The 17,475-nt window shown below is 48.1% G+C and carries 13 protein-coding genes; 9 read left to right on the top strand and 4 right to left on the bottom strand.

What is annotated here, in order from left to right; genetic code table 11:
- The first annotated feature begins 3 nt into the window (after positions 1–3).
- A complete protein-coding gene (locus EIH22_RS06050) occupies positions 4–1,146 on the top strand; it encodes an alkaline phosphatase family protein (RefSeq protein ID WP_235001796.1) in 1,143 nt (380 codons plus the stop codon).
- Positions 1,146–1,784: a thymidine kinase gene (locus EIH22_RS06045; protein ID WP_124054912.1), complete on the top strand. Its 639-nt coding sequence runs from the start codon at positions 1,146–1,148 to the stop codon at positions 1,782–1,784. The genes EIH22_RS06050 and EIH22_RS06045 overlap by 1 nt, the downstream gene beginning before the upstream one ends.
- Before the next feature lie 20 nt (positions 1,785–1,804).
- Here the strand turns inward: EIH22_RS06045 and sepH are convergent, their stop codons facing one another.
- Positions 1,805–2,980 carry a septation protein SepH gene (sepH, locus tag EIH22_RS06040; protein ID WP_124054911.1) on the bottom strand — a complete coding sequence of 392 codons (1,176 nt, stop codon included), beginning with the start codon at positions 2,978–2,980 and terminating at the stop codon, positions 1,805–1,807.
- A 246-nt stretch (positions 2,981–3,226) separates the two neighbouring features.
- Here sepH and EIH22_RS06035 point away from each other — a divergent pair, with 246 nt between their 5' ends.
- The 6 genes from EIH22_RS06035 to dxs all read left to right on the top strand — a co-directional run bounded on the left by EIH22_RS06035 (position 3,227) and on the right by dxs (position 11,129).
- The gene (locus tag EIH22_RS06035; RefSeq protein ID WP_124054910.1) at positions 3,227–3,526 is read left to right on the top strand and encodes a DUF4193 domain-containing protein; all 300 of its coding nucleotides are present in this window, start codon (positions 3,227–3,229) and stop codon (positions 3,524–3,526) included.
- Between the two features lie 54 nt (positions 3,527–3,580).
- Positions 3,581–4,225, top strand: coding sequence for a DUF3710 domain-containing protein (locus EIH22_RS06030; RefSeq protein ID WP_124054909.1), 645 nt, complete (start codon positions 3,581–3,583; stop codon positions 4,223–4,225).
- 86 nt (positions 4,226–4,311) lie between these two features.
- The gene (locus EIH22_RS06025) at positions 4,312–5,055 is read left to right on the top strand and encodes a DUF3159 domain-containing protein (protein ID WP_124054908.1); all 744 of its coding nucleotides are present in this window, start codon (positions 4,312–4,314) and stop codon (positions 5,053–5,055) included.
- On the top strand, positions 5,042–6,289 hold the full coding sequence (locus EIH22_RS06020; RefSeq protein WP_124054907.1) for a class I SAM-dependent RNA methyltransferase: 1,248 nt from the start codon (positions 5,042–5,044) through the stop codon (positions 6,287–6,289). Before EIH22_RS06025 ends, EIH22_RS06020 begins: the two co-directional genes overlap by 14 nt.
- 105 nt (positions 6,290–6,394) lie before the next feature.
- On the top strand, positions 6,395–9,067 hold the full coding sequence (acnA, locus tag EIH22_RS06015; RefSeq protein ID WP_124054906.1) for an aconitate hydratase AcnA: 2,673 nt from the start codon (positions 6,395–6,397) through the stop codon (positions 9,065–9,067).
- Between the two features lie 187 nt (positions 9,068–9,254).
- The gene (gene dxs, locus EIH22_RS06010; RefSeq protein WP_124054905.1) at positions 9,255–11,129 is read left to right on the top strand and encodes a 1-deoxy-D-xylulose-5-phosphate synthase; all 1,875 of its coding nucleotides are present in this window, start codon (positions 9,255–9,257) and stop codon (positions 11,127–11,129) included.
- 73 nt (positions 11,130–11,202) lie between these two features.
- Here the strand turns inward: dxs and EIH22_RS06005 are convergent, their stop codons facing one another.
- The 3 genes from EIH22_RS06005 to mprF form a co-directional block, all read right to left on the bottom strand.
- Positions 11,203–12,408: an HRDC domain-containing protein gene (locus EIH22_RS06005; protein WP_124054904.1), complete on the bottom strand. Its 1,206-nt coding sequence runs from the start codon at positions 12,406–12,408 to the stop codon at positions 11,203–11,205.
- A complete protein-coding gene (locus EIH22_RS06000) occupies positions 12,405–12,992 on the bottom strand; it encodes a DUF3000 domain-containing protein (RefSeq protein ID WP_124054903.1) in 588 nt (195 codons plus the stop codon). Before EIH22_RS06000 ends, EIH22_RS06005 begins: the two co-directional genes overlap by 4 nt.
- 114 nt (positions 12,993–13,106) lie before the next feature.
- Positions 13,107–15,827, bottom strand: coding sequence for a bifunctional lysylphosphatidylglycerol flippase/synthetase MprF (gene mprF, locus EIH22_RS05995; RefSeq protein ID WP_124054902.1), 2,721 nt, complete (start codon positions 15,825–15,827; stop codon positions 13,107–13,109).
- A 242-nt stretch (positions 15,828–16,069) separates the two neighbouring features.
- On the opposite strand from mprF, the gene EIH22_RS05990 reads away from it, so the two are divergent.
- Positions 16,070–17,473, top strand: a complete 1,404-nt coding sequence (locus EIH22_RS05990; RefSeq protein ID WP_124054901.1) for an alpha/beta hydrolase — start codon at positions 16,070–16,072, stop codon at positions 17,471–17,473.
- The last annotated feature ends 2 nt before the right edge of the window (positions 17,474–17,475 follow it).

Below are 17,475 nucleotides of genomic sequence, written 5' to 3'. Positions count from 1 at the left end.
CTCGTGTTTGATTATCTCCAAGGCGCAATTCTGCCCGATAAAAGAGGAATCCATGCTGTTCTTTCTGGCTCATTTGAATCTGTTGGACTTTCTATTGACGATGCCGGAATCGATTCGAGGCACGATCTCAAAGTTCTCGGTTTGCCTCGTGCTAAGCGGGTTTGTGTTGTGCTGGTTGATGGATTGGGCTCTGAACAACTCATCGCACGACGAGGGCATGCACGAAACTTGCGCAACTTAAACATTGATAATTTCATAACCTCGGTAATCCCGGCAACGACGGCCGCAGGCATTACAAGTTTTGGAACGGGAAAGCTTCCCGGGCAGACATCGATGGCGGGCTACGCTTTGAAATCACCTGTTAATGATCGGGTTTTTAGCTTGATTAGCTGGAACGATACCATTCATGATCCCCAAGAATGGCAGCGAGAGCCAACCCTATTTGAATTGCTGGGTGAGCGTACACGTGAAACAGTTTTGATCCAACCTGCCAAATTCATCGGTTCGGGTTTGACTCTGGCAGCCTTGCGTGGAGTGCGGGCACTGAGCGCAGAATCCCTCAGCGATAGGGTTGAAGCAGCTGTGAGCGAGCTGAGAAGCGGAACCAAAATGTGTTACCTATACTGGGGAAATCTCGATTCGATCGGGCATAAACACGGTTGGGAATCCGAGCAATGGATCAATGAACTTGAGCTGTTTGACTCTGAGTTCGGAGTTCTTTTGCGTCGTCTTCCACCAGATACTCTGGTAGTGCTAACCGCCGATCATGGAATGATTGATGCTGGTGCGAAGATTGACATCGCTTCTAGTCCGGAGCTTCGCCAAGATATCGATGTTGTGGCAGGCGAAGAGCGAGCGTTCCAGATTTACACTCGCGATGGAGACGGTGTTGCAACTCGTTGGCGTGATGCAGTTGGAGACCATGCGTGGGTATTGACGAAAGAAGAAGTCATTTCCCATGGCTTATTGGGACCGGTGAACGATCTAACCAAAACTGCGATCGGTGACGTCATCGTTTTTTCGAAGGACTCAACGGGTTTTGTGGATTCGCGTGTTCACTCAACGAGTGCTATTAATATGGTTGGTGTGCACGGCTCGCTTACTCCTGCTGAGATGCACATTCCGTTAATTGTGGAGGTAGTTTAGTGGCTGAGTTGGTGTTTTTCTCAGGGACGATGGATTGTGGAAAATCTACGCTCGCGCTACAAACAGCCTATAACTATCGTCAACGCGGATTAAACGGAATTATCTTTTCAATGAAGGATCGAGCGGGAGATGGAAAACTTTCTTCGCGGCTAGGGCTCATCACCGATGCCGTAGAAGTCCGAACGGAAACAAATTTCTGGGCCGAAGTAAGTAAGCAACGAATGCTCGGTCGTGTTGACTATATTATTTGCGACGAGGTTCAGTTCTACACTCGTGAACAGGTAGATCAACTGGCAAGAATCGTCGACGACATCGGCATCAACGTATATGGCTTTGGAATTACGTCTGACTTCTTAACTAATCTTTTCCCAGGTTCTGCTCGAATGCTTGAACTTGCGGATCGTGTTGAGCGTCTCCAAGTTGAAGCCCTTTGCTGGTGTGGTGCAAGAGCTACACATAATGCCCGTACAGTCAACGGGGTGATGGTACGAGAAGGAGAGCAAGTCGTCGTCGGTGATACTAATAGTAAAGACATTATCGCCTACGAAGTGCTGTGCAGGAAACACCATATGCAGGGAATGACCGCAGAGTCTGCCAATGCAAGTGAGCTCTCTCCACACACCCTGCTAGAAAACTGAAGCGAAAGAAATACGCAATTTTAGCGGTCGTCGTCTTTGGAATAACCAAAAACGATTTCATCCCACGAAGGCATAGCGGGTCTATCCCGCCGAGACTTCTTCTTCGGAGACGAATCATCCGAATCAGGTGTTTCTTGCTGGGAAGAATCAGATTCTATTTCGTTAAAGCCTGGTAGCGTTGCGCTACTACTCTGAGGAAAGTCATCAACGTCAACGGGGAGGATCAATTCATTCTCAGCTTCAGCGCGATTCCGATCAGGTAGCCGTAAAACCGTTGCATCTTGCGCAAGGTGTGGTTCGGAGTCAGCCGGATGCGCTCCAGCAAAATCAACATCATCAATATCAGAGTCAATCGGCATCGGCCTTGAAACTCCACGTTGGGAGTCAAGTGAGGCCAGCACATCATCGATATCAATTGCTTTTGAGGAGGAAGGATCGTCCTGTTCGAAGGCAATATTTACACTTGGAAGTGCAGAAACAGAAGAAATAGAACTTGAATCGTCGTGAGATTCAGGTTCTTTCGAGGACTTTTCGTTCGCGTTATCTAAGTGACCCAGGGAATTTTCGCGCGGGGGTTCGCCTGCCGCTGGGACCGAGACTTTAGGAGTGTTTAGCGGACGCCATGGTGAATTTGGAGTGTGGATCTGAGTCTCGGTAAGCCATGCTGCTTCGTCGTTAAGGGCGATGACGGTTTGGGACTTGGAATTGATTTTCCAGCGTGGTTCAAAATCTTGGGAACCAATGGTGTAGGAGGCAAGAAGAGTCCAAGGCTCACCAGCTTCACGAATCGCGTCCCACGAAATTGCTTGCGGTGACAAGCCTCGTTCTACGAGACGAGAGATAACAAGTTCCTCGAGAGTCATACCACCTGAATCTTGGCTGATGCGAAACCCCTTGGCAAGCTCAGCGTTATACCGGCGCTCTACCTTGATGGGGTGCTCAAGGCTAGCAAGTTGAGAAGGAGGAACCGAAGAAAGTTCAGAAACGTCTGAGATCGTCTTTCCCGCTCGGAAGAAGGCCTGGATCTCGCGAGGAGTTAGAGGCTTAAGCTCTTCTTGAGCTGGTACTGAAACGTCATGACGCAAAGCTGCACGTAAATCATCGGAAATGGGTAGTGTATACCGATTTCCTTCAGCGTCGTTGAGAGATAACCGAGCACCGTCGGCATCAAGTCCCAAAAGTTCTAGCTCAATCATTCTTCCTCCTAAAGTACTAGACTGCCATTTCTCAGCTTTTAATTGTGGTTTTGTTCGAGGTGTGTCCAAAATTTTTTAGCCTTATCGTGCGAAAATCCTCTCCCTGAAAACTAAATAGATTTTTTTCTTGCTTATTAGCTCAACCTTTGATACAAAGACTGGGACAAGTGCACAACTTAGATCGCGTTTCTCAACCACAATCATCGGTAGAGGGTCACGATTACTTAAATTGAAATGGAACTGTAGATGGCAACAGATTATGATGCTCCACGTAAGCAAGACGAGGAGCTCAAGACCGATTCACTTGATGAATTAAAAGCTCACCGCTCCGACCATCAATCAAACTCGGTAGATATCGATGAAGCAGAAGCCGCTGACGGATTTGAACTTCCGGGTGCAGATCTTTCCAATGTTGAACTTTCAGTGGCGGTTATCCCTGCGCAAGATGACGAGTTCACCTGCTCCTCGTGTTTCCTTGTTCACCACCGGTCACAGCTCGCGTACGAAGAAAACGGATTGCCGGTTTGTGCCGAGTGTGCATCTTGATGTGATTTCTGCGCATTTGCAACGTAGTGTAGTTGGTGAAATAAAGGAGAAGTCATGGGGTTGTTTTCCCGCCAAAAGAATCAAGAACGAGACGAAGCAACGATCGATAATACTATCGATAATACTGAGGTTGATGCTCGTGAATTAGAAATAGATTCATGGCGTAAAGCGGGGCCCTTTGATATCTCTGAATACTCAGCTGTTGAGGATTTGATCGACGCCGGTGCATTGCGTATTCCGGCAGTATCAGGAGCCACGATCCAATTCACCACCGATGCTGCTCAAGAAACTGTTTTAGGTGTAGTTTACGTCAAGGACGATTCAGTGCTTCAACTACAAGTTTTTGCTGCTCCTAAGAGTAGTGGCTTGTGGGATGAAATTCGGTTGGATATGCGTACCTCGATTGCCAATCAAGGTGGATCCTCAACGGAAATTGATTCACCTTTAGGTAAGGGACTTCTTGCACGGATGCCGCTTCCACAATCAAAAGATTTCGCTCCTCATCGTTTCCTTGGCGTGGATGGGCCGCGTTGGTTTATGCGCGTTACTCTTTATGGTCGTGCAGGTTCTGATGAGAATGCTGCGAACGATATGCTCCGTATCCTTGAAAATGTGGTTGTAGACCGCGGATCCGATCCGCATCCTCCTCGGGAACTCTTGCCACTTAGTATCCCGCATACGGCAAGGCGTTCCGAATAGTATTCGTGGCATTGATCGTGTTGCTCTGTTTAAAATGCAGTTGGGGCTAACGCCCCGGTTGTTTCCGCACCACCTATAGGAATTCTATGCCCTCCCATTACGACTACTCGGAAAAGATTGGTCAAACAGTTCCTGACGATTGCCACCATGTAGTTGCTGGCGGCAAAACAAAAGCAGGAATTTCATCTCTTACTGCTGAACGCTTTGACGTTATGGGTGCCGTTGGCGGCGTGCGTGGAATACTTGAATCGATCATCCCCACTATCGTTTTTCTTGCGCTTTATGTGTACATGGGTAGCTATGAGCTACCTGCGCTCATCGCTCTTGTTGCTTGTGTTGTATTTGTACTAATTCGTCTTATACAACGAATTTCGATCATGCCTGCTCTCAGCGGTTTAGGAGCAATGACGATCTCGGTTTTTCTTGCGTGGAAGACCGGTCAAGCTAGCAACATTTTCTTATGGGGGATACTTACAAACCTTGGCTACCTTTTAGGTTTAACAGCGTCAATATTGGCACGGTGGCCGATACTCGGCGTCGTTATTTCCCTTATCCTTGGAACCGATCAACAATGGAGAACCGATCCGCGCCGCACTCCGGCTCGTCGCGCATACTTCGTGGTCACATGGCTGTGGGTACTGCTATTCGCTACCCGATTGATAGTACAAGTTCCGCTATATCTTTTTAATCAAACCGAAGCCTTAGGAATTGCGAAGATTTTGCTTGGATTACCACTTTTCGCACTTTTTGCTTGGTATTCGTGGGCATATTTAAAACCCCACCTTGCCGTTGAGAAATCATTGAAAGAACACTCTCATGAAGGACAATAATCACGACCAAATAGTTGACTCTAGAGCTATTACCGTGAGAATAACGGATATTGCGCACGGTGGATGGGGAGTTGGAAGAGTCAACGACCAAGTCGTCTTTGTACGCGGTTCTATTCCGGGTGAATTGGTTGAAGCTCACGTTACCCAAGCTCGATCTAAATTTCTACGCGCAGTTGCCTCGAGAATCATTGAACCTTCAGAATCGCGAGTTGAACATCCGTGGAAAATTGGAGATGCTGGTCAAACCGGAGCTGCAGATTTTGGTCATATTAAATTAGCAGATCAGCGCAACCTGAAGACGCAGGTGCTTCAATCACAAATTCGACGCTTAGGTGGGGAAGACCTTTGCGCTCATCTTGAGCCGTTTGCCCCGAGCATCGTCGGTATTGATAAAACGGATGGGTGGCACTGGCGAACTCGGATTGACCTCGTCAAAATGGATACCGGTTTTGGGATGTATCAGGAGCGTAGCCATAATCTTCTTCGTGTGGATTGCGTTCCCCTGGCAGTTAGAGATCTAGACGATCTTGAACTGTTCGGTAGCCGTTGGGATAGACACATCAAACCAGGTGACAAAGTTAGGGTGGTTTCTCCCAGCACTGGAGACAACGTGATTTCCACCAAGCACGGAACATACATTGCTCCAAATGTTAAAACTAACTCGTTCGTGGAAAATATTGCCAGCGATGCAGCTAATGTCCATCACTACTCGGTTCAAGCTGCAGGGTTCTGGCAAGTTCACTGGAAAGCGCCTCAAATATTGCTTGAAGCTGTTATAGATCAATTGAATATAGAACCGGGGATGAACGTCGTTGACCTATATTCGGGTGCAGGTCTCTTTTCTGTTCCGGCTGCTAAAAGAGTTGGAGAGAAGGGTAACGTTATTGCTTTGGAAGGATCGAAGCCCGCTGCTGAAGATGCTAAACGAAATCTTGCGCAGTTCCCCTGGGCAAAAGTGCAACACCGCAACATTGATGCAGAGGTGATTTTAGGTCATACCGGGCATGCAGACATCGTCATTGCCGATCCATCTCGGTCTGGGCTTGGTATTGAGGCAGCACATGCTTTGGCTTCGTTACCTGCTTCACGAATTGCGCTTGTATCTTGTGATCCAGCCGCGATGGCGCGAGACTGCGCAGTTCTGATAGCTGCCGGACGCGAAGTAATTTCGGTTCAAGGGTTCGATATTTTCCCGAATACGCATCACTTCGAAGTGGTTACTCTTTTCAGTTAGAAATACACCCTTAGTAACTAACGAGACTCTCTCACTATTTGTATCTTGACGTCGAGATAAGTGGTATTGTTGGTTGTGGTACGAAAACAACGTTGAAGGAGTGCCATGAGCGTCAACACTTTTCATGCAAAATCAACACTTCAAGTGGGGGATAAGGACTATCAAATCTATCGACTTTCAGCGGTCGATGGTCTTGAAAAACTGCCGTATAGCTTGAAAGTTTTAGCCGAGAATTTATTGCGCACCGAAGATGGCGCAAATGTGACGGCAAAGCATATCGAAGCACTCGCTAATTGGGATGCAGATTCTGAACCGAGTGAAGAAATTCAATTTACGCCTGCTCGTGTAGTTATGCAGGACTTCACCGGAGTTCCGTGCGTTGTCGACCTTGCCACGATGCGAGAAGCCGTGGCGGATCTTGGTGGAAATCCAGATCAGATTAACCCGTTGAATCCCGCTGAGATGGTTATCGATCATTCAGTTCAGATCGATGTATTTGGAACGAACGACGCACTTGAACGCAATATGGATATCGAATATCAGCGTAACGGGGAGCGTTACCAATTCTTGCGTTGGGGGCAGTCCGCCTTTGATAACTTCAAGGTGGTTCCACCTGGCACTGGAATCGTTCACCAGGTCAATATTGAATATCTGGCGCGGGTAACGATGACTCGTGATGTTGATGGTGTAACCGAAGCGTATCCAGATACCTGTGTAGGCACAGATTCGCACACTACGATGGTTAATGGCTTGGGCGTTCTAGGATGGGGTGTTGGTGGAATTGAAGCCGAGGCCGCCATGCTTGGTCAGCCGGTTTCTATGCTTATCCCACGGGTCGTTGGTTTCAAACTTACTGGTGAGATTCCAACGGGTGCCACTGCCACCGATGTTGTTTTAACCATTACTGAAAAATTGCGCCAGCACGGCGTCGTAGGAAAATTCGTTGAATTCTACGGCGAAGGTGTTTCGCAAGTTCCGCTCGCAAACCGAGCCACCATTGGAAATATGAGTCCCGAATTCGGCTCAACCGCGGCTATTTTTCCTATTGACGACGTTACTTTGGATTACCTCCGGTTGACAGGACGTGATGCCGATAGGGTTGCACTAGTCGAAGCCTATGCGAAAGAACAAGGTTTGTGGCTCGATCCAAATGCGGAAGTTAAGTATTCGGAGTACCTAGAGCTTGATTTATCTACTGTTGTTCCTTCGATTGCTGGTCCAAAGCGACCGCAAGATCGAATTGAACTGGCACACGCGAAGGAATCGTATGAGGCAACTGTTCCAAATTACCTGGGTGAAAACGCTGCTCATAATCCCGTTGCGGTTACGCTCGAATCTGGAAAGGAAACCGAGCTTATACACGGAGACGTAGTGATTGCATCGATCACCTCCTGTACCAACACTTCAAATCCATCCGTGATGATGGCTGCAGCTTTGATTGCTAAGAAAGCGGCAGATAAGGGTTTAAAGTCAAAGCCCTGGGTGAAAACGTCGATGGCTCCGGGCTCAAAGGTTGTTACGGATTATTACGAAAAGGCGGGTCTATGGCCAAGCCTCGAAGCGCTTGGTTTTAACTTGGTAGGCTATGGTTGCGCTACCTGCATTGGCAACTCAGGACCATTGCCAGAAGCTGTTTCCCAGGCAGTTAATGAAAACGATCTGACGGTTGTGTCGGTACTTTCTGGAAACCGAAATTTCGAAGGCCGCATCAACCCCGATGTTAAGATGAACTACCTTGCTTCACCTCCACTTGTAATCGCCTATGCTTTGGCTGGAACAATGAATTTTGACTTCGAATCTGAAGCACTTGGAGTCGATTCAGAAGGTAACGAGGTCTACTTGGCAGATATTTGGCCAACTCCGCAAGAAGTCCAAGAAACGATTGATCAAACTATCGATTCGGATATGTTCGCTAGAAACTACGCTTCTGTTTTTGATGGAGACGATCGTTGGAAGGCAATTGAAAGTCCTGAAGGTAAGACTTTCCAATGGGATGCCGATTCCACTTATGTGCGAAAAGCACCATACTTCGATGGTCTAACCATGGAACTTACACCGGTTTCAGATATCAAGGCTGCCCGTGTTCTAGCTAAGCTGGGGGATTCGGTAACCACCGATCATATCTCGCCAGCAGGTGCTATTAAAGCGGATTCTCCGGCTGGGCGGTACCTTGCAGAGCATGGAGTTGATCGGAAGAGTTTCAATTCCTACGGCTCGCGGCGTGGAAACCACGAAGTTATGATTCGTGGTACGTTTGCTAATATTCGCCTGCGCAATCAGCTGCTTGATGGTGTTGAAGGTGGCTACACGATGAATTTCCTGAGCGGTGAACAAGATACGATTTACGACGCTGCCCAAGCCTATGCGCAAGCAGGTACTCCACTTGTTGTACTGGGTGGAAAAGAGTACGGATCGGGTTCTTCACGTGATTGGGCGGCTAAGGGAACTTCTTTGCTGGGCGTGAAGGCTGTTATTGCCGAATCTTTTGAACGTATCCATCGCTCGAACTTGATCGGTATGGGAGTATTGCCGTTGCAGTTCCCACAAGGGGAGAATGCTCAGTCATTAGGGCTGAAGGGTGATGAAACCTTTGATATCACAGGAATTGAACGTCTAAATGACGGTGAAACTCCTAAGACGGTCAGGGTAAGCGCTCGTGGAACGGATGGAGAGTTTATTGAGTTCGACGCCGTGCTTCGAATCGATACACCAGGAGAAGCCGATTACTTCCGAAACGGTGGAATTTTACAGTATGTACTACGTCAATTAGCTGCATAATTTGGTGCGGTTCAACGATAAGGTGTGAACTAGCTAAGAAGTAATTCTATACGAACTAAGCGAGTGATGGCGTTGCGGTGCTGGGACTATGTTCCGAGTGCCACAGCGCCATCATCATTAAAATATAGGATGTTACACAGACGCTGGTACGATAGTTATCTGTCAGATTTAGTTGAAAGGAATTGAAATGAGCCTACTTGACGCGATTCATAGTCCAAGTGATATCCGCAGGCTCAATGATTTCCAACTAAAGCAACTAGCTGCAGAAATCCGCACATTTTTGGTGGAAAACGTGGCGCGCACGGGCGGGCATCTAGGCCCGAACCTCGGCGTTGTTGAACTTACAATCTCCATCCATCGAACATTTTCTTCACCGCTAGACAGCATTGTTTTCGATACCGGTCATCAATCCTACGTTCATAAGATTTTAACAGGGCGTAAGGATTTCACCTTGCTCCGCCAGGAAGGTGGACTTTCGGGATACCCGTCGAGATACGAATCTGATCACGACATCGTAGAGAACTCACATGCAACTACTGCGCTCTCATGGGCTGACGGAATTGCGCGTGGTTTCCAACTTTCAGGACGGAAGAATCATGCAGTTGCCGTTATTGGCGACGGTGCAATGACCGGTGGAATGGCGTGGGAGGCTCTTAACAATATTGCAGAGGATCCACAGCGTCCCGTCGTCATCATCCTTAATGACAACGGTAGATCCTATGCGCCAACCGTAGGCGGTATTGTACGTAGATTGGAACCGGTTCGTAAGCTCGATGCGGTTCGAGTTAATCAGAGCTACGAGAAGCTCCTTGGCTGGGGAAAGAAGACCTTACAAAGTGCCGGAACTCCAGGGCATCTCGCCTATGAAACCCTTCACGGTATTAAGCGTGGAATGAAAGATGTACTCTTTGACTCAGGAATTTTCGATTCTTTGGGATTGAAGTACATCGGTCCTGTTAACGGTCATGATTTTCACGAACTTGACGAAGCAATGCGTATGGCCAAGAATTTTGGCGGCCCCGTCGTCGTCCATGTAGTCACTGAAAAGGGACGCGGATACAAGCCTGCTGAACAGAACAAAGATGATCACTTCCATGCCGTCGGAAAGATTCATCCCGAAACGGGACTACCAATTGAGCCCTCGCGTTTTGGCTGGACATCGGTATTTGCTGATGAAATCACTGAAATCGCTCGTAAAGATCCAAGGGTTGTTGGCGTAACTGCGGCAATGTTATTACCGGTTGGTCTTGGCCCGATGAAAGAAGAATTTCCAGATCGCGTGATCGACGTGGGTATCGCAGAACAACACGCAATGACGATGTGCGCTGGTCTTGCGCATTCGGGCTATCATCCGGTGCTTGCGCTGTATGCAACCTTTATGAATAGAGCTTTTGACCAACTCATAATGGATGTTGCGCTCCACAATGAACCTGTAACGATTTGTCTAGACCGTGCTGGTATTACCGGTGATGACGGCGCTTCGCATAACGGTATGTGGGATCTCTCTATTGCTTCGATGGTTCCAGGACTCACGGTCGGGGTACCACGTGACGGCGATCAGCTAAGAATGCTTCTTCGCGAATCTGTTAATCTCAATGGGCCATCCTTATTGCGTTATCCGAAAGGTTCATTGCCTGAATTAATCCATGCAGTTCGTACAGAAAACGACGTAGACGTTCTATTTGAATCGAATCAGTCAGGTGAGCCACATATTTTGGCGATCGGTTTCGGTCCATTGGCGCACACTATGGTTGCAGCAGCAAAAAACGCAAAGAATAAAGTCACGGTTATCGATCCACGATGGGCACTTCCAATTGCCCCCACAGTCATTGAGATGGCAAGTCGCGCACAAGGTGTGATCATTGCAGAAGATGGCTTGCTTCACGGTGGACTTGGCATGGAAATCTCACGTGCCTTGAAGTGTGCAGAAGTTGACGTACCAGTTAGCATTCACGGTGTTGATAAGCGTTTTATTTCGCACGCGAAGCGTCAGACAATTATCGAAACTGAAGGTCTAGACATTACTGCCCTTCGCCGTGCAATTGACGATTTCAACGTCTAGTTAAAACGTCTCGTTGAAAAATTGAGACGCATAGGTTAAAGACAGACGCGTACTTCGAGCTATACAGATATGCCTAATTGTGAACAGTAGCGAAAATTATTGGAGCGGTTTGCTCGATCTGCCAAGGTCGCGCGCCCTGTTCTGCTAGTAAATCCTCTAACTGAGTCGGCGAACTCCACCCTGTCCAAGCCGTGAGCTTTTGGATGGCAGGCTTAAGAAGAATATCTTGACGGATTCCAAGTTCATCTGCGTGCGTTAAAACGGCGGCTCGGAGCTGAGTCCAACGTTCTGCAGCTTCTGGATCGAGGTTTTGCCAGCGTTTAAGTGGAGGGAAAGGATCTCTTTCCTCATAGAAATGCCTCTCAGGCAACTCCGAGTCCGCTAAATGCCAAGCTCGGTCAATGGAATCCCACCACCTCGGAGCATCCTTCATTCTAATTCGAGAGCGCAGGAGAGACGAATTAAGAACATCTGAACGTGAACGCGGTTTACGCAAAGCGAGTTCAGCTAAAACCTTAGATGGCAAGACCTTGCTCGGAGCAACATCTCGTTTGCACGCGAGCTCATCGCGAGTTTGCCACAGTTGCTCAACCATAGCTAGCGCGCGCCGATCACGGATTCCTGCTTGGCGGGCTGCTTTGCGCCATGGTTGCTTCTTCGGAGGGTTAGGTTTACGAAGACGCACTTCTTCGCACTCTTGTTCGAGCCAACTAAGTCGTCCCGAGTTTTCAAGGAGTGGAACAAGCTCTGCCTTGAGCTCGTGTAAGACGTCTACATCCAAAGCTGCATAGGCACGCATCTCCGAACCGATTGGACGTTGAGACCAATCAGCACTGGAGTGTTCCTTTGCTAAAGCAAAATTCAGTACTTCTGCGACCATTGCCTGAAGTGAAACGCGCTCGAAGCCTAAAAGAAGCCCAGCTATTTCCGTATCAAAGACCTTTGCCGGTAGTAGCCCAAGCTCAGCGAGGCAGGGGAGATCTTGATCAGCAGCGTGTAAAATCCATTCATCTTGAAGGACGACGCCGAGGTCGTTGAGTTTTGTTTCTATGCCCACCGGGTCTATCAGAAAGATTGGTGAGCCAGTCCTTTTAATTTGAATGAGGTAAGCGCGGTTGGAGTACCGAATCCCCATAGCGCGCTCTGTATCTATAGCAAATGGACCTGAAAAATTACGTAGGATTTTGACGGCTTCGCAAATCTGATCATTGATGACTTCGGGGATTCCGTCTCGGGGTTCTAATAATGGGGTAGCTTCGCAACTGTCAGCAGGGGTCAAATTCGATCAACTTTTCTAGGAAGAGTTTGAACATTATCAAGTTCTGGAGCTAGGCCAGACATCTGCGCACCAAAATTTGCCCAAGCTAATAGATGCTCGGTCAAGTATGGAGTTTGAGGAGTCCAAGACGCTCGAACCTCAAGTTCAATCCGTGAACTGTTAAGGTAGAGACCACCGAAAGTTTCGTTGAAAACTCGTGTAACAGTGCCGTTGAGATTATGGAACGAGGCACGTGAACCTTCGATAGAATCATGCAACCAGCTCCAAGCGACTTCGCCGAGCAATGGATCGTCACCCATTTCGCTCTCCATGGGAGCTTGAGCATGGACAACGATTCTAAATTGGCCATTCCATGCGGATTGACCTGCTGGATCGTAGAGGACTACGAACTTCGTAGATCCACGATAAGAATCTGGATCTTGATCGGGAGAGTCATTTATCTCTGCTTGTAGAGCAACCGCCCAAGGGGCAATTTTCGTTGGCGCAGGAATTTGTGTGACGTGAAATTCGGGTCGGAAATATTGGCCCTTGAGACTTTCAAGTGCTGTAATAAAATCTTCCGGAGGTAGAGACGAACCAGTCACATGAAAACTCTAGCTATTTCGCCGAACTGAAAGGTTTAAGCCACGCCGTAAAGGCTGAGATCTCGGACTCAAAGGCTTGAATCCGAGATCTCATGAGTCTTCCATGCCTAAATACTATTTGGCAAAGGTTTCACTACTTTCTTTTTTCTTGTTCGCCGTGTGAGGACGAGTCGATCCTTTTGGGGAGTGCGGATTCCCTCCCTGAACTGCCTTGTGGGCAACAGTGTCTTCAATTGAGTTCTCGTATCGAGGGATCCGAAGCTCAGCAACGTATTCACGGCAACAACGGGTATCATCACTCGTAGTGTATTTTGCTGGTCGGTTAATGACTTCCAAAAGACCGAGTAGTGCAGACGGAAGAGAACGGTTTGAGGAATAAACCAAGTAACGCGAATCCCAACGGGGCTTGAACTTTTCCTTGTAAGCCCGCAATCCACGGAAATTGTAGACGCGGTTTCCGAAGTCGTGGACGTAACGAACAATTTTCTCTGCACCATGCGAGTAAATCTTGCGTCCAACATTGGAAAGAGGTGCCATTCCCAGGTTGATCTCCTTGAAACCGGCGTCTTTTGCCCATTCGATGAGTGAAACCATGATGCCGTCCATGGTGCCTCCCGGGGAATCCGGACGGAAACGCATGAGATCAAAGGTCACGGCGTCGTCGTTAAGGAATACCACGTTTGCGAATCCTTCGATACGTTCAGCACTCCGTACGACGGCGATCGGTCCAGATGAGAGGTAAGCTTCGTCAAAGAATCCGAGTGAGAAAGCCATTTCCTCACGGTTTCCGAGCCACGAGTCAGAGACGCGACGCAACTCAGCGAAAGTTTCCTCGTCGTAAGGAGGATAGAGCATCTCAAACTCGGTTCCGTTTTGAGACATACGGTTGCGCATCCGGCGGAAAATCTTTCCGGAGTTTCCGATGTTCGAATACGTATCTAGTTCGAGTGAAGCATCTTCACCAATTTTTACGAAACGTAGGCCTTGCTCAACGAGGTTCTCAAGGAATTTACCTGAGATCTCGTAGAAAGCTACATTCATATCGTGTCGATGAGCAAAACCAAGGAATTCATCGAGTGCTTCGTCGAACCGGGAGGTCTCGCCGATTGGGTCGCCAAGCACAAGAAGAGTGCCCTTATGTGGACGATAGAGTAGCGCTACTGATTCGTCTTCGGTGTAGTACACCTGCTTATCTCCAAGCGCAAAGAGGTAAGAATAAGAGTTGCCTGGATGATGAAGAAGGAAATCATGGAAGCGGTTAACTTCTTTTTCATCTGGTGCAACAAAGCTGAGCTTCTTTGAGCGTGAGAACATCAAGATAAAGACGATCGCAAGAACAAATGCGGAGTAGAAAGCAATCTGCATAACGGGGTGGCTTGGATTAATAATCCGCAGGTAAAGCGACTTTGAGTGGAAAATATAGTGGCGCATTTCAATGATTGCAAACGGAATTCCGATAATTGCAATTGCAGAGAAAATAAGTTTAACCGGAGTAGGGTGCAACGGCTCGGCATCGTAGTTATTACGGCCAAGGTAGAGCATGATTGCAAAGACAAGCAATAAAGCTGCTTCTTCGTAATCGAGACCCTTGGCGATAGCACCGATTGCGCCTGCTACCAACAAAATGAGTGCTGCCCAGTAGATACGGCGAATGCGAGCTCTCAAGCCGATAGAAAGTACTACCAGCGAAATTCCAATAAGAAGAGACGTTAGGGAAGAGGCCCCTCGAATGGAATCTGGAATGATTTGGGCGATCTTCCAAGCGCGAAGGAAGTTATCAGGGGTAAGCGTTGAAACAACAAGGACGATTCCGCAGAAGGCAGTTCCAATCCAGATAACGGAATTGATGAATCCACCTTTACGATACTCGTCGCGAAGGCTCCGGCGAGTATCGGCGAACTCGTTGACCGAAAGTATCAGTGCTAGTAGCCAAGGCACAACATAGTAAGCGATTCGGAAAAGTACAACTCCAAGAAGGAGTTTCGTAGTGTCGACGTCGGCAACTGCGAAGAGTGAGATAACCGTCAGATCGAAGGAACCAATTCCAGCAGGAAGCATGGAAGCTAGACCGATAATAGTTGCTGTTGAGTAAACGAAAAGGGTGAAAGCGAGTCCGGCATCTGGAGCAAAGAGCCTAATGCAAAGCCAGAAGAAGACGGCGGCAGCGAGCCAATCAGCAACCGAGGCAATGAGCATCTCAAGCTTTTGCTTAAAATTCTGGCGAGCTAGGAATGTTTGACCGAGCTTAATCTTACCGATATTAATATGCTGACCCCAGAAATAGAATGGAAGATAGAGGCAGCCAAGGAGTGGAACGAGCATAAACGTTCCCTCCCACTGGTAGGCAATAGGAGCGGTAGCCAAAATAATAGCGAATAAACCGAGTAGATTCGCTGCCCACACCGCTAGCGTGATATTGAGAGCAGTGCGCGTCTCAATTCCGTTAGTCGTGTAGTGCTTGGTGCGAAGAGTGCCACCAGTTAAACCACCAAGTCCCGCAAAGTTATTGAAGGCTTGTGCAATCCAACCAATTCTTAAGGCACGGTGGCGGGGAACATCAATTTCGAAGTGCTTGACTGCGTAAAAGTCATAAATGCCGGTGGCCGTGAAGGCAAGAACGCCAAGTACAAGGATTCCGATGATCATGCTTGGGTGTTGTTCCGCAAAAAGCTGACGCATTTCAGCACCAGAAATTGAGGAGAGTTCGCGTTTGGCGACTAGTACAACCGCAATAATCATGACGACGTAAAAAATGCGGGTAAGCGCAACCTTGTGCGCAACCGCAAATTCCTTGACCTTGCCAAATACGGATTGAGTGTTCCGAGAATCTTCCATAGTTCAAATCTATGTCAAAAGAGACGAAAATCGTCTACACCTCGGGTGTTGTTTTCCTTATAGTATGGTCATACCTGGGTATGACGTATCAGTTATCACCACGATTTTCGGTATGAATACATGAAATAGTGCTGTGTCGCTTATTTGTCACGAGTGTTCATATAGGTCTATAAAGTTCATGTATAGACTTGTTAGCTTCGCCTTTGACGCTAAGAAACATTTATGGAGGAACTGGCTCACATATGGCACCAAATTCGCTTGTAATTGTCCTAACTTCGTGGGCTATCGTTGTTGCTATTGTATTGGCATCGGCGTGGTTATTACGACGCCGGAAAGTCGTTTCATTTGCAGCCACAAGCGTCTTTACCTCCATTTTCCTCTGCCTTTCAATAATGGCCCAAATTAATTTCCACGGTGGCTACATGAAATCATGGAGCGAAGTCCGGGAGTTTGTAGGGGGATCAGGAACTACTCAGTCCGAGCCCCAACCTTTACCTCCGATGCCAACCAGTTTCGATGGAGCGGCATATAAAGCTACGTTTACCGAGATTTCGGATCCCACCCTTCGCGGCAGTAATTTTTCGGGACATTTTATGGAGACCTTGTGGAAAGGTCCTCAGTCGCAGATTCAGCAGAAAGTGAGGGTATGGGCACCTGAAGGCTGGCAGAAAATGTTTAACCTCAACGTCGTCGTCCTTCTCCACGGTTTCCCATCGAATCCGCATCTAATGTCCGCCAACCTCCAGATCCCATCTATTCTCCCTGAGCTCCAGAAATCCGGAATTATCGGTCCAACGATCGTGGTTATGCCAGAGCTTCGCCCAGATTCACGTGAACCTGATTGTGTGAATATCAAGGGACGTCCGGCCGTTGGGACTTGGGTGATGAGAGACATCGTTGGTCTGATTCAAAAGAACTTCCCAGTTTCACATGACCGCATGGTATGGTCGCTCGGGGGAATCTCCGCAGGTGCATACTGTGCAGGCGTATTGGGTACATCTACCAGTGATGTGTTTGGTAACCTGTTGCTTTTCTCCGGCTATGATGAACCTCTTTTCGGCGGATTGAAGAAGATGCCTCACAAGGAGAAAGCTGATTTCGTTATCTCGAAGCTTATTCCCAAGGTTAATCAACCAACTCGAATCCTTGCCACCTCCTCTGGTAGCGACGTCGATGCCATGAAGCTTTTGGGTAGACTCGCTAAAATCAAATCCTCGAACGTTGAACTTGAGCTCGACTATGGATCCCATGGTGGACACAACTGGGGAGCGTGGTCTCAGAACTTTAAAGATTCGATGTATTGGCTGAATCATAAGAAGATTCCAAGCACTGACCACACCAAGTTCACCAATGAAGGAGAAAGCGGCTGGGGGATCGTCCCAGTTTATCTATCATTTGCAGCGTTTACCGTGATTATGTTGATTGCCGTGGCGCTCTACGTTCGCTTTGCCAAACAGCGAGCCAAGATCCCAACAAATCCACGTACAGTGACGAAGGCATTAATGTGGGCAACTTGCATCTTCTTATCTCTTGGCGTGGGAATAGCGGGTACCTTGTGGCTCGGCGCGGTGGTAAATATCAAGATGGAAACTGTTCAGTCGTTCGAAGATTTTGCTCCACTCGGTCGCTTGATCGGAATCCTCTGAGG

The sequence above is a fragment of the Arcanobacterium ihumii genome, assembly GCF_900604515.1.
GTDB lineage: Bacteria > Actinomycetota > Actinomycetes > Actinomycetales > Actinomycetaceae > Arcanobacterium_A > Arcanobacterium_A ihumii.
Note: the sequence above shows the minus strand (reverse complement) of the source record. Positions and strands in the feature narration are given on the sequence as shown.

Coding starts and splice junctions, on each gene's coding strand:
- sepH (WP_124054911.1), bottom strand. CDS start 2,980: ATGATTGAGCTAGAACTTTTGGGACTTGATGCCGACGGTGCTCGGTTA.
- EIH22_RS06035 (WP_124054910.1), top strand. CDS start 3,227: ATGGCAACAGATTATGATGCTCCACGTAAGCAAGACGAGGAGCTCAAG.
- EIH22_RS06030 (WP_124054909.1), top strand. CDS start 3,581: ATGGGGTTGTTTTCCCGCCAAAAGAATCAAGAACGAGACGAAGCAACG.
- EIH22_RS06025 (WP_124054908.1), top strand. CDS start 4,312: ATGCCCTCCCATTACGACTACTCGGAAAAGATTGGTCAAACAGTTCCT.
- EIH22_RS06020 (WP_124054907.1), top strand. CDS start 5,042: ATGAAGGACAATAATCACGACCAAATAGTTGACTCTAGAGCTATTACC.
- acnA (WP_124054906.1), top strand. CDS start 6,395: ATGAGCGTCAACACTTTTCATGCAAAATCAACACTTCAAGTGGGGGAT.
- dxs (WP_124054905.1), top strand. CDS start 9,255: ATGAGCCTACTTGACGCGATTCATAGTCCAAGTGATATCCGCAGGCTC.
- mprF (WP_124054902.1), bottom strand. CDS start 15,827: ATGGAAGATTCTCGGAACACTCAATCCGTATTTGGCAAGGTCAAGGAA.
- EIH22_RS05990 (WP_124054901.1), top strand. CDS start 16,070: ATGGCACCAAATTCGCTTGTAATTGTCCTAACTTCGTGGGCTATCGTT.